This window comes from Streptomyces sp. cf386 (assembly GCF_900103585.1).
Classification (GTDB): domain Bacteria; phylum Actinomycetota; class Actinomycetes; order Streptomycetales; family Streptomycetaceae; genus Streptomyces.
This window is the reverse complement of the sequence record NZ_FNHV01000023.1, coordinates 18,549-32,009: the sequence shown is the minus strand read 5'-3', so window position 1 is coordinate 32,009 and position 13,461 is coordinate 18,549. Positions and strand designations below refer to the sequence as shown.

Sequence of the window (13,461 nt, the reverse complement as noted above, 5' to 3'; positions counted from 1 at the left end):
GGACGAGGCCCTTTCGGGGCCGATAGCGGGGGTCTGGGGGCGGCAGCCCCCAGAAGCGCCCCGGGGTCGAAGGGGCAGAGCCCCTGGAGGATGGGACGGGTAGGGGCGGCGGGGGCGAAACAACCGGCGGCAACCACAACACCGCGAACCTCACCGCACCACCTCATACAAAACCTCCCCACCCGGCCCCCACGCCACCACCCGCACCCCCGCATCCCTCCGCACCACCCCCCGATCCACAACCCACCGCACCCGATACGCCTCCACAATCCCCCGCCGCACACCCCCGGACGTCCCCACCGCGAAGTACCGCCGCACAGCCGCCTCCCGCCGCCCCTCATCCGGCAGGAAGAAGTCGGGATACCCAGGCGCCACGGTGTAAGCCCCGTACGCCGGAATCTGCCGAGCCGGAAACGTCCGCGCCATCACGACATCCCCGTACTTCACCCACGGCGTGACCCAGTGGTACCCCACCCACGGCGCCCGGTACTTCACCGCAACCACCTCCGGCAACACCGCACGCGGAACGACGTACCCCAAGGTCCCGACCTGCGTCCACACCCCCACGACCAACGCCCCGCCCAACACCCCGGCCCCGACCCCACGCCACCGCCAGGAGACCCTCTCCCCCACCTCGACCACCGCCAACGCGGCAGCGATCTGCGCCGGAATCACCACCGCAGGCAACGCCCGCCCCCACGAGTAGTGGCCACTCACCCCACCCACCCCCACAACCGCCACCCCCAGCACAAAGAACAGCACCAGCGGATCCCACCGCTCCCGCACCCCCCGCCACACCAGCGCCGCCACCCCCACCAGCACCAGCCAGTACCGCCCCACCAGATCCCGGTACAGCCCCCGATGCACCGCCTCCAGATCACCCGCCGCCCCGAACAACGCGAAGAAGTCGTAGTACGGCCACCCCCACAGCACCCCCGCCCCCACCGCCACCGCACCCCCCACCCGCAGCCACACCGCCCGCCCCGGCCGAGCGGCGACCACAACAGCCAGCGCCCCCAACGAAGCCACAACCCCGGAGAACTGATGGCACAGCAGAACCCCCGCCCACAGCACCCCGAGCCCGAGCCACGCCCCCCACCCGCCCGCGCCCCACGCCCCCTCCCTCGCCCGCGCTCCCGCCCGCACCACCCCCGCCAGCCAGGCCCAAAGGTGAAAGGCCAGCCCCAACGCGAACACACTCGGATACGACACCGTCAACGCCAGCGAGTTCAGCCCCAGAAACCCGCTCCAGGTGAACAGCGAAGTCCCCCACAGGAACACCAGACACAGCGCCACGAGCGCGGGCGCGGCCCGATGCGCGCTCAGCGTCCGCACATACCGCCACACCCCGCTGACGAGCAGCCCCAGCCCCACCACCGCACCGACCCTCAGCACGACGAAGACCGAGAACCCCGTCACCCGCGCGACACACCCGAGCACCAGCATCCACGGCGAGTAGTACGGACTCGGCGTGTCCGCGTCGACCAGCGGATTGCCGGGATCGACAAGGCTGTGCCGCAGCCGCTGCACGGTCGCCGCGTGCACTCCGAGGTCACCGGCCCATGGGAGCCGGACGATCACAAGGACGAGCAGCAGGACGACGAGCCCGGCGGCGACCTGCGGAACGACCGTCGTTCTCCGCAACGCGGCCCGGATCACGCTCACGCGAGCACGATAATTCCCGTTTCGCCCGAAATGCACGAGCGCCCCGAGCTGTCACAGCCCGGGGCGCCTGACGGCACACGACTTACGAATGCTGCCGCAGCAACGTCCGCATGGTCCGCATGGCCACCGACAGGTTGGCCAGATCGAAGGCCTCCGACCCCTGAATGTCCTCCAGCGTCGTACGCGCCCGCCCCAGAATCGCCGTGTTCTTCTGCTCCCACGCCGAGAACCGCTGCTCGGGCGTCGCGGTGCCGTTGCCGGCCGCCAGGATGTCCGAGGTCAGAGCCGCGTGAGCGGCGTAGAGGTCCTCGCGGATGGAGGCGCGGGCCATCGACTGCCAGCGGTCCGAGCGAGGCAGCTCGATGATGCGGTCCATGAGCTGGGTGATGTTGAGGCGGTCGGCGAGGTCGTAGTAGACCTCGGCGACGTCCATCGAGTCCTTGCCCAGGCGGTCGGCCACGGACACGATGTCCAGCGTCGGGAAGGCCGAGGAGAACCCGGCCACCCGGGTGGCCAGTTCGGCCGGGACGCCGACGCCGGTCAGCTCGTCGTAGATCCGCTGGTACCACTCCAGGTCCGCGCCCTTGAGCAGCTTCGGCAGCTGCGACCAGACCTGCTCGACACGGTCGGCGAAGAAGTCGACGGTGTCGGCGAGCTCCAGCGGCTGCGGCCTGTTGTTGAGCAGCCAGCGCGTGCCGCGCTCGACGAGGCGGCGCGAGTGCAGCCGGATCCGGGTCTGGACGGCGGCGTCGACCTTGTTGTCGAGCGCCTCGACGCCGTCCCACACGACCGCCGAGCGGAAGATCGCGCGCGCCACGGTCTGCGCCCGGACGATCTCCTCCAGCGAGGCACCGGTCTCCTCGCGCAGCCGGTGCAGATACGTCGTACCGCCCGTGTTGACCGTGTCGTTGACCAGCACGGTCGTGGTGATCTCACGGCGCAGCGGGTGACTGACGAGGTACTCCGGGAACTGCTCGCGCAGCGCGGTCGGGAAGTACGCGTGCAGCAGGGTGCTCAGGTACGGGTCGTCCGGCAGCGAGGTGTGCAGCAGTTCGTCGGCGACGGTGATCTTGGTGTACGCCAGCAGGACGGCCGTCTCCGCGCCGGTCAGGCCATGGCCGGTGCCGAGGCGTTCGCGGATCTGGCGGTCGGTGGGCAGGAACTCCAGCGCCCGGTTCAGGTGACCCTCCCTGACCAGGTGCTTCATGAAGCGCTGCTGGGCGTGGAGCATGTCCTTGGACTGGGCGAGGGCGTTGGCGATCGCCGTGTTCTGTGCGTAGTTGTTGCGCAGGACCAGGCGGCCGACCTCGTCGGTCATCTCGGCGAGCAGCTTGTTGCGCTGCTTGACGGTCATGTCGCCCTCGGCGACCAGGCCGTTGAGCAGGATCTTGATGTTCACCTCGTGGTCGGAGGTGTCCACGCCCGCGCTGTTGTCGATGGCATCGCTGTTGATCCTGCCGCCGTGCCGGGCGAACTCGATCCGGCCGAGCTGGGTCAGGCCCAGGTTGCCGCCCTCACCGACGACCTTGACGCGCAGGTCGGCGCCGTCGACGCGGATGACGTCGTTGGCCTTGTCGCCGACGTCCGTCTGGGACTCGGTCGATGCCTTCACATACGTACCGATGCCGCCGTTCCACAGCAGGTCCACCGGCGCCATGAGGATGGCCTTCATCAGCTCGGCCGGCGTCATCTTGGAGACCTTGCCCTCGATACCGAGGGCCTCGCGGATGTGCGCGTTGACCGGGATGGCCTTGGCGCTGCGCGGGAAGATCCCGCCGCCGGCCGACAGCAGCTCGGTGTTGTAGTCCTCCCAGCTGGAGCGCGGCAGCTCGAACAGGCGGCGGCGCTCGGCGTACGAGGTCGCCGCGTCCGGGACCGGGTCGATGAAGATGTGCCGGTGATCGAAGGCGGCGACCAGGCGGATGTGCTCGCTGAGCAGCATGCCGTTGCCGAACACGTCACCGGACATGTCGCCGATGCCGACGACTGTGAAGTCCTGGGTCTGCGTGTCCACGCCCAGCTCGCGGAAGTGCCGCTTGACGGACTCCCAGGCGCCCCGGGCGGTGATGCCCATGCCCTTGTGGTCGTAACCCGCCGAGCCACCGGAGGCGAAGGCGTCCCCGAGCCAGAAGTTGTACTGCTCGGCGACCCCGTTGGCGATGTCGGAGAAGGTCGCGGTGCCCTTGTCGGCGGCGACGACGAGGTAGGTGTCGTCCTCATCGTGCCGTACGACGTCGGCCGGGGGCACGACCTCGCCCGCGACCATGTTGTCGGTGATGTCGAGCAGCGCCGAGATGAAGGTCTTGTAGCTCGCGACACCCTCGGCCAGCCACGCGTCCCGGTCCACGGACGGGTCCGGCAGCTGCTTGGCGACGAAGCCGCCCTTGGCGCCGACCGGCACGATGACGGTGTTCTTCACCATCTGCGCCTTGACCAGGCCAAGGATCTCGGTACGGAAGTCCTCACGCCGGTCGGACCAGCGCAGACCGCCGCGCGCGACCTTGCCGAAGCGCAGGTGCACGCCCTCGACGCGCGGTGAGTAGACCCAGATCTCGTACGCCGGGCGCGGCGCGGGCAGGTCGGGGATGGCCTGCGGGTCGAACTTCATGGAGACGTAGTCGTGCGGCTTGCCGCCCCCCGCCTCCTGGAAGAAGTTCGTCCGCAGGGTCGCCTTGATGACGGTGAGGAAGGACCGCAGGATCCGGTCCTCGTCGAGGCTCGCCACCTGGTCGAGCGCCGCGTCGACCTCTTCGAGGAGCGCGTCCACGATCTCGCGGCCCGCGCGCTGACGGTCCGGCGACATCCGCGCCTCGAACAGGGAGACGAGGAGGCGGGTGGTGTGGACGTTGTTGCGGAGGGTGTCCTCCATGTAGTCCTGCGAGAAGGTGGAGCCCGCCTGCCTCAGGTACTTGGCGTACGCCCGCAGCACCGTCGCCTGCCGCCAGGTCAGCCCGGCGCTCAGCACGAGGGAGTTGAAGCCGTCGTTCTCCGCCTGGCCGGTCCAGGTCGCGGCGAACGCCTCCGAGAACCGCTCGCGCGCGTCGTCACCGAGATAGTCACCGGCGCCGGCCGACTGGGGCATCCGCAGACCGAAGTCGTAGATCCAGGCGGCGCTGCGGTCGGAGCAGCGCAGTTCGTACGGCCGCTCGTCCACGACCTCGACGCCGAGCCGGTTGAGGACCGGCAGGACGGCGGACAGGGAGACGGCCGGGCCCTTGCGGTAGATCTTGAAACGGCGCTCCTCCGGGGCGGCGCCGACCGGCTCGTACAGGCTGAGCGAGAAGTTGTTCTCCTCGGTGAGCTGCTCGATGTGGACCAGGTCGGAGACCGCGGAGCGCGGGCCGTGGTCGGCCTTGTAGCCCTCGGGGAAGGCGCCCGAGTAGCGGCGCAGCAGCTCGGCGGCGCGCTCCTCGCCGAGTTCGGCGTTCAGCGCGTCGGCGAAGCCGTCGGCCCAGGAGCGCGCGGCCTCGACGAGACGCGCCTCGATGCGCTCCTTGTCGCTCTCGCTGAGCTGCGGCAGCTCGGTGCCCTGCGGGACACGGACGACGAAGTGCAGCCGGGAGAGGATCGACTCGGTGTTCCAGGCGGTGAAGTCGACGCTGATGCCGTCGAGCTCCTCCTTGAGGATGTCGATGATCCGCAGGCGCACGCCGGTGGTGTAGCGGTCGCGCGGGAGGTAGACGAGGGCGGAGTAGTAGCGGCCGTACTCGTCCTGGCGGAGGTAGAGGCGAAGCCTCCTGCGCTCCTGGAGGTAGAGGACGGAGGTCGCGATGCGCTGGAGCTCGGGGACCGGGGTCTGGAAGAGCTCGTCGCGCGGGTACGTCTCCAGGATCTGCAGCAGGTCGCGCCCGTCGTGGCTGTTGGGCGAGAACCCGGCGGTCTTCAGCACGTCGTCGACCTTGCGCCGGACGACGGGCACGCGGCGGACGGACTCGGTGTAGGCGGCGGAGGAGAACAGGCCCAGGAACCGCCGCTCGCCGACGACCTCGCCGTTCTCGTCGAACTTCTTCACCCCGACGTAGTCGAGATACGACGGACGGTGCACGGTCGCCCGGCTGTTGGCCTTGGTGAGGATGAGGAGCTTGTGCTCACGGGCCTTGGCGCGGGCGTCGGCGGGCAGCCGCTCGAAGGACGGGCTGACGGGGTGGCTGTCGCCCTCGGCGTGGTGCGGGTCGGCGCGCAGGATGCCGAGCCCGGTGCCCGGCACGGCGGCCAGCGAGTCGTCCTCCCGCAGCTCGTACTCGCGGTAGCCGAGGAAGGTGAAGTGGTCGTCGGCCAGCCAGCGCAGCAGCTCGCGGGCCTCCTCGAACTCCTGCTCTCGCAGGTCGGAATGGGGCTCCTGGGGCAGCTCGTCGGCCATGCGCATGGCCAGGTCCCGCATCTTGCTCCAGTCCTCGACGGCCTCGCGGACGTCGGACAGGACACGCAGCAGGTCGGCGGTGATCTGCTTCAGATCGGCGCGGTCGGTCTCGCGGTCGATCTCGACGTGGATCCAGGACTCGGTGTGCGTGTCGTGCGGCAGCTCGCCGGTGGGCGGCGCGGTGAGCACCTCGATGAGCTTGCCGGTGACGTCGCGGCGGACGAAGACCTGCGGGTGGATGACGACGTGGATGCCACGCCCCTGCCGGGTCAGCTCGTTGGTCACGGAATCGACGAGGAAGGGCATGTCGTCGGTGACGACTTCGACGACGGAGTGGCTGCAGGTCCACCCGTTCTCTTCCACGGTGGGGGTGTGCACCCGCACGTTGGCCGTGCCCTGGGGGCGGTTCTCGGCCAGACGGTGGTGCGAGAAGGCGGCTCCGAAGATGTCGACCGGGTCGCGGTCGGTGAGGTCCTCCGGGGCGGTGTGCAGGTAGTAGCGCTGGAGGAACGCGAGCACGGTGTCGTGGTCCGGGGTGCCGGCAGTGCCCTCGTCCGTCGTCCCGGTCGGTAGATACCCCCCGACCGGGCTGTTCTCAGCTACCCGGGCGGCCCTTTCGAGCAGCTCGGCCTTGGCTTCGTCCAGCTTGGTCTGCATTGTCCTCTGGCTCCTGTCGCGCGCCGTTGCGTGACGTAGAAGGAAGTACGGTCTCTTCCCCTCCGGCGTAACGCCGCGACGCGGGGTGTCCGGTCTGCTTCGACGCTATGCCGCGAGGTGAGATGAGCGGGGATATATGAGCCAATTTTGAGCTGCCCACGGGGTGTGACGCTGCTCTCTGCGACGTCCGGGCCCAGGGTGTACATGACGTCCCGGGAGCCCTTGCGCCCCCCTCCCGCCCGCGAAGACCAGCGACCGCCGCCCGGTCACGGATGTCGTCCGTGCTCGCCGGGCGCAGGGCAGGGGCACCAGTGCCCCCGCGAGCTATCGCGCTGATCACGCCACTAAGGCTATCGCTCCTTACAGGGGGCCCGTCATGAGCCGTATGTGTACAAAACCGGGGGTGGAACTTTGACGTTCTGCACAGGGTCAAACGGGGCGGGGAGGGCGTAACTGGCGATGTGGGGTGGCGAGAGGGAGGCTGGGAGGGAGGACTGAGAGGGCCGCTTGGGCAAGGGGCGAGGCGGAAGCAGGCCATCCGGAGACAGCCCGTGTCCGAAAACAGCGGTGAGGTGGGGCCGCTGGATGCAGCGAACGCACACAGGGACAGCCGAAGGGCCGCCACGGGAACGACCCCGTCGCGCGGTCCGTGGGCAGTCGCGCCGCCCGGCATGCCACCCACGCGGTCTGCGGGCAGTCCTGCCGCTGGGTCGGCACCCGTCCCGCAGAAAGCGGCACCCCGCAGCGCCGGGCCGCGCAACGCCCCGCCCTCGACCGCACCGCCCGGCACCCGGCGCACACCGGCCACAGAACCCCACCCTCCCGGCACCCCCACAGCCGCACACCCCCTTGGCAATCCCCCCGCCCCGAGGCACGTTGCCCAGTAGGCCGGCCCCGACGGAGCCGCAGATCACGGCACCACGGCCAACCAGAGGAGCGCACCCGACATGACCGCGAAAATCCTCATCGTCACCGGCGACGCCGCAGAGTCACTGGAGGTCCTGTACCCCTACCAGCGCCTCCGCGAAGAGGGCTACGACGTGCACATCGCGGCCCCCACCCGCAAGAGGCTCCAGTTCGTGGTCCACGACTTCGAGCCCGGCTTCGACACCTACACCGAGAAACCCGGCTACACCTGGCCCGCCGACCTCGCCTTCTCCGAGGTCGACCCCGGCGACTACGCCGCCATCGTCATCCCCGGCGGCCGCGCCCCCGAGTACCTCCGCAACGACCCCGAACTCCGCAAGATCCTCAAGTCGTTCTTCGACGCCGACAAACCGGTCGCCCAGATCTGCCACGGCCCCCTGCTCACCGCAGCGACCGACAGCCTCCGGGGCCGCCGCGTCACGGCGTACCCCGCCCTCGAACTGGACATGCAAGCCGCGGGCGCCACCTTCCAGGACGCCGAGGCAGTGGTCGACGGCACCCTGGTCTCCTCCCGCGCCTGGCCGGACCACCCCGGCTGGATGCGCGAGTTCCTGACGGTGCTACGGGCGAAGGCACCCGTGACGTGACGGCTCGAAAGAGCTCGGCTACGCCGCCAACCGCTCCGCCTCCGCGACCGCCTCCCCCAATGTGTCCACTACCGGCACCCCCACTGCCTCAAGGCTCGCCCGACCGTGCGACCCCCCGGTGTACAGCACGGCCCGCGCCCCCACATGCAGCGCCGCCACCGCGTCGTCGGCGGCATCCCCGATCACCACCGTGCGAGTGGGATCCACGCTCGCGAGCGCCTCGATGTGCCGCACCATGTGCTCGGCCTTGCTGCCCCCGGACGGCCCGGTCCGCCCGTCGACACGTATGAAGTGCTCCTCGATCCCGAACCCTCGTACCAGCGGGACGAGTTCGTCATGCCCGTACATGCTGAGGATCGACTGGCTGCGCCCCGCCGACCGCCACTGCACGAGCAGTTCCGCCGCGCCTTCGGTGAGCCCGCACCTCACCCGGTGCTCGGTGTAGTACCGGTGAAAGGTCTCGTCCATGACCTCCCACTCGGCCTCGTTCGGCAGCCGCCCCAGCAACCGCTCGTAGAACTTCGGCACCGGCACGCAGTACAGCGCCCGGTACCGCTCCATCGTGATCGGCTCCAGCCCCAGCTCTGCGAACGCCGCGTTCGTCGCCCCGATGATCGCGTCATTGTCATGGAACAGCGTCCCGTTCCAGTCCCAGACAATGTGCGTCCCTGCTCGCTTCCCCATGCCAAAAACCGTACCCGCCACCACTGACAATCAAGAGAACGGCAGGTCACGAGGTATCCGCAGCGATCCGGCGCGCCACCGCGCCGGCGTCAGTCCCCCAGCCCCACCAGATTCGGGATCTCCTGAGTCGCGTACCACAGCAGCTCGTGGTCCTCGGCCCCGTCCACCACGAACTGCGCGTCGTCGTCCCCGCCGTCCGCCGCCGGTAGCGCCTCCACCGCCGCCGCCACGTCCGTCTCCGCGTCGCCCGAGTCGACATGCACCGCGGCCGCCTTCGCCAGCGCCACGCCCCGGCCGATCCGCACCTCACCCAGCGCGGACGGATCCAGGCCCCGGTCGGGATCGGCGACGGCCGCCCCGTCGGGCACGTCAACGGCGACCACGACCCGCCGACGCACCGCCCCGCCGTCCGCCGCCAGCAGCCGCAGAGAGGCCAGCGCGGCCCGGTTCAGCGCCGCGTACTCCAGCTCCTCGATGTCGTCGGAGAGGTACCACTCGCGCAACGCGGGCGTGACGGCGTACGCGACGAGCGGCCCGGTCCCCAACTCGCCCGTCTTGTACGCCTCGGCGAGGCCGGGGAGGGTCAGGGGGACGTAGACGCGCATGACTGACCGCTTTCGTACTCGGAAGGCTCCGCAAGGACTCGGAAGGGCGGATCCCCGCACCTCCCGAACGGCCTTCAGGATACGTGCGCGTGTCCCCTTTCGAGTCCCCACCACCGCCTCGTTCGGCGTCCACTCCGGTCCGGAAACTCACCCGGCACAGGCCCGTCATCCTGGCCTTTCGAGCCTCCCCATCACCCGGATAAGTGAAGTTTCCGGCCGCCCAATCCGAGCCAGCGCTTCCTTGCCGTCGGCGCCCAGGACCCCGTACAAGATCACCGATCGCTAAGTTACTGCCCGGTATCCCCCGGGCCCACCGAACGGGGACCCCATGAACAAGGTCATGACCAGGACCCAGCACCGCCCCGGCACCCGCCCACCGACCCGCCGCGACACCCGCCGCCCCGGCGGCATCCCACCCCGCACCCCTAGCGGCGGCGCATCCCGTACGACGTCCCCCGACGGCCGCCCACCCGGCTCTCCGGCCACGACGGGACTCCACGCCCGCACCAGGCCCACGGACACCCGCCCACCGACCGCGACCGCCCCCACCCAAGCCCTCAGGCCGCGCAACCCGCACACCCCCACAGGCGAACTCACCCTCCGCCCTCCCGCCGTCCCCCAACCCCGCCCCACCGACGTCTTCGCCGACCGACTGCTCCTGGTCCTGAGCGGCCAGCGCCCCGTCCACTCGATGCTCCGCCACACCGCAGGCCGTGCCTACGACGAACTCGCCTGGCTCGCGGAACGCAGCCCTCTGCGCACCCACGGCACCCGCCCCGTGGTCCGCGACATCGGCTACTTCGAACCCCGCCCGGGCGCCCTCGAGGCCTTCGCCCGCATCGGCGCCGGCGACCAGCTGCGCGCCATGGCCTTCCGCCTGGAACGGGGCGGCGACCTCCGCTGGCGCTGCACAGCCGTGGAACTGGGCGGCCCACGCAGGCCCCACAAGGACGACGACGACTGACCACAAGGCGGTCCACGAACCGCCCAAGCCGAAGGGCCGGGCCCCCAAAGGAGACCCGGCCCTTCCAGCCACTACGGCACCGAAGGCACCGTCACTGTCGCTGTCCGCTCGACGGCACCACGTCCTCGCAGCACCGCCTCGCCGACGCTACTTCTTACGGCGCCGTCCACCACGCGACTGCTTGCGCCGCTCCGCGCGCGTGAGGCCGTCGGCCTCGGAACGCACCGGCTCTTCGCCGTTCTCGAAGTCGCCTTCGATGATGTCGCCCTCGCCGTCCACCTTGGGCGCGGTGTAGTGCAGCCGGTCCGGGCGGCGCGGGGCTTCGAGACCCTTGGCGCGGATCTCCGGACGCGCACCCGCCTGCGCGGGCACCGCGTCCTTCTTCTCGAGGTCGGCCACCGGCTTGGTGTCCTCGACGGGGACCTCCTCGACCTGCTGCTCGACCTGGACCTCCAGGTTGAACAGGTAGCCGACGGACTCCTCCTTGATGCCCTCCATCATCGCGGTGAACATGTCGAAGCCCTCGCGCTGGTACTCGACCAGCGGGTCCTTCTGCGCCATCGCGCGCAGGCCGATGCCCTCCTGGAGGTAGTCCATCTCGTAGAGGTGCTCGCGCCACTTGCGGTCCAGGACCGACAGCACGACCCGGCGCTCCAGCTCACGCATGATCTCGGAGCCGAGCTGCGTCTCACGCGCCTCGTACTGCTCGTGGATGTCGTCCTTGATGGACTCCGAGATGAAGTCGGCGGTCAGCCCGGCTCGGTCGCCGGCCGCCTCCTCCAGCTCCTCGACGGTGACCTTCACGGGGTAGAGCTGCTTGAAGGCGCCCCACAACCGGTCGAGGTCCCAGTCCTCCGCGAAGCCCTCGGCGGTCTCCGCGTCGATGTACGCGTCGATCGTGTCGTTCATGAAGTGCTGCACCTGCTCGTGCAGGTCCTCGCCCTCCAGGACGCGGCGCCGCTCGCCGTAGATGACCTCGCGCTGGCGGTTGAGTACCTCGTCGTACTTCAGGACGTTCTTACGCGTCTCGAAGTTCTGCTGCTCGACCTGCGACTGCGCGGACGCGATCGCGCGCGTGACCATCTTGTTCTCGATCGGCACGTCGTCGGGGACATTCGCCATCGACATCACGCGCTCGACCATCTGGGCCTTGAAGAGCCGCATCAGGTCGTCGCCCAGGGACAGATAGAAGCGGGACTCGCCCGGGTCGCCCTGACGGCCGGAACGACCGCGCAGCTGGTTGTCGATACGACGCGACTCGTGCCGCTCGGTACCGAGGACGTAGAGGCCGCCGAGGTCCTTGACCTCCTCGAACTCCGCCTTGACCGCCTGCTCGGCCCGCTCCAGAGCGGCGGGCAGGGCGTGGGCCCACTCCTCGATGTGCTCCTCGGGGTCGAGGCCGCGCTGGCGCAGCTCGGCCTCGGCGAGGTCCTCGGGGTTGCCGCCGAGCTTGATGTCGGTACCACGGCCGGCCATGTTCGTGGCCACGGTCACCGCGCCCTTGCGGCCGGCCTGGGCGACGATGATCGCCTCCCGGTCATGCTGCTTGGCGTTCAGCACTTCGTGCTGAACTCCGCGCTTGCTGAGCTGCTGCGAGAGGTACTCGGACTTCTCGACCGACGTCGTACCGACGAGGATCGGCTGGCCCTTCTCGTGCTTCTCGACGATGTCGTCGACGACCGCCTCGAACTTCGCGACCTCGGTGCGGTAGATCAGGTCCGACTGGTCCTTGCGGACCATCGGCTTGTTGGTCGGGATCGGGACGACGCCGAGCTTGTAGATCTGGTGGAACTCGGCGGCCTCGGTCATCGCCGTACCGGTCATGCCGGACAGGCCGGGCTCTTCCTTGCCGTCCTGGTCGTGGCGCTTGTAGAGGCGGAAGAAGTTCTGCAGGGTGATCGTGGCGAGCGTCTGGTTCTCGTCCTTGATGTCCACCCCTTCCTTCGCCTCGATCGCCTGGTGCATGCCCTCGTTGTAGCGGCGGCCGGCGAGGATACGGCCGGTGTGCTCGTCGACGATCATGACTTCGCCGTCGATGACGACGTAGTCCTTGTCCTTCTTGAACAGTTCCTTCGCCTTGATGGCGTTGTTCAGGTAGCCCACCAGAGGCGTGTTCACCGACTCGTAGAGGTTGTCGATGCCCAGCCAGTCCTCGACCTTGGCGACACCGGCCTCGTGGATGGCGACCGTGCGCTTCTTCTCGTCGACGTCGTAGTCGCCGGTCTCCTCTAGGCCCTTGAGCGGGTTGCCGGCCTCGCCCTTCTTCAGGCGGATGACCAGCTTGGCGAAGTCGCCGTACCACTTGGTGGCCTGGTCGGCCGGGCCGGAGATGATCAGCGGCGTACGGGCCTCGTCGACGAGGATCGAGTCGACCTCGTCGACGATGGCGAAGTTGTGGCCGCGCTGGACGAGTTCGTCCTTGGACCACGCCATGTTGTCGCGCAGGTAGTCGAAGCCGAACTCGTTGTTCGTGCCGTACGTGATGTCGCACGCGTACTGCTCACGGCGCTGGGCCGGCGTCATGTTGGCGAGGATGCAACCGACGTTCAGGCCCAGGAACTTGTGGACGCGGCCCATCATCTCGGAGTCGCGCTCGGCCAGGTAGTCGTTGACCGTGATCAGGTGGACGCCCTTGTCGGCCAGCGCGTTCAGATACGCGGGCAGGGTGCCGACGAGGGTCTTGCCCTCACCGGTCTTCATCTCGGCCACGTAGCCGAGGTGGAGGGCCGCGCCGCCCATGATCTGCACGTCGTAGTGGCGCTGGCCGAGGACGCGCTTGGCGGCCTCGCGAACGGTGGCGAAGGCCTCGGGCAGCAGGTCGTCCAGACTCTCACCGTCAGCGTAGCGCTGCTTGTACTCATCGGTGAGGGCCCGCAGCTCGGCGTCGGAGAGGTCGACGAAGTCCTCTTCGATGGAGTTGACCTGGTCCGCGATGCGGTGCAGCTTGCGCAGGATCTTGCCTTCGCCTGCACGCATGATCTTCGAGAGGACGGACACGGGGGTTGGTCTCCT

The 13,461-nt window shown here is 69.3% G+C and carries 7 protein-coding genes; 2 read left to right on the top strand and 5 right to left on the bottom strand.

Annotated features, from left to right (window positions below):
• Positions 1 to 150: 150 nt before the first annotated feature.
• Both BLU79_RS39590 and BLU79_RS39585 read right to left on the bottom strand, forming a co-directional pair.
• The gene (locus BLU79_RS39590; RefSeq protein ID WP_093910877.1) at positions 151 to 1,665 is read right to left on the bottom strand and encodes a hypothetical protein; all 1,515 of its coding nucleotides are present in this window, start codon (positions 1,663 to 1,665) and stop codon (positions 151 to 153) included.
• A gap of 82 nt (positions 1,666 to 1,747) precedes the next feature.
• Positions 1,748 to 6,682: an NAD-glutamate dehydrogenase gene (locus BLU79_RS39585; RefSeq protein ID WP_093910876.1), complete on the bottom strand. Its 4,935-nt coding sequence runs from the start codon at positions 6,680 to 6,682 to the stop codon at positions 1,748 to 1,750.
• Between the two features lie 947 nt (positions 6,683 to 7,629).
• Between BLU79_RS39585 and BLU79_RS39580 the strand changes: the two genes are divergently transcribed.
• Positions 7,630 to 8,196 carry a DJ-1/PfpI family protein gene (locus tag BLU79_RS39580; RefSeq protein WP_093910875.1) on the top strand — a complete coding sequence of 189 codons (567 nt, stop codon included), beginning with the start codon at positions 7,630 to 7,632 and terminating at the stop codon, positions 8,194 to 8,196.
• Positions 8,197 to 8,214: 18 nt separating this feature from the next.
• On the opposite strand, the gene BLU79_RS39575 is transcribed toward BLU79_RS39580, so the two are convergent.
• Together BLU79_RS39575 and BLU79_RS39570 are read right to left on the bottom strand one after the other, a co-directional pair.
• Positions 8,215 to 8,880, bottom strand: a complete 666-nt coding sequence (locus BLU79_RS39575; protein ID WP_093910874.1) for an HAD family hydrolase — start codon at positions 8,878 to 8,880, stop codon at positions 8,215 to 8,217.
• Positions 8,881 to 8,969: 89 nt separating this feature from the next.
• Complete coding sequence (locus BLU79_RS39570; RefSeq protein ID WP_093910873.1) at positions 8,970 to 9,485, bottom strand: DUF6912 family protein; 516 nt, start codon at positions 9,483 to 9,485, stop codon at positions 8,970 to 8,972.
• A gap of 328 nt (positions 9,486 to 9,813) precedes the next feature.
• Here BLU79_RS39570 and BLU79_RS39565 point away from each other — a divergent pair, with 328 nt between their 5' ends.
• A complete protein-coding gene (locus tag BLU79_RS39565; protein WP_093910872.1) occupies positions 9,814 to 10,449 on the top strand; it encodes an Rv3235 family protein in 636 nt (211 codons plus the stop codon).
• Between the two features lie 147 nt (positions 10,450 to 10,596).
• Here BLU79_RS39565 and secA read toward each other — a convergent pair whose 3' ends face one another.
• Complete coding sequence (secA, locus tag BLU79_RS39560) at positions 10,597 to 13,446, bottom strand: preprotein translocase subunit SecA (protein ID WP_093910871.1); 2,850 nt, start codon at positions 13,444 to 13,446, stop codon at positions 10,597 to 10,599.
• Between the last annotated feature and the right edge of the window lie 15 nt (positions 13,447 to 13,461).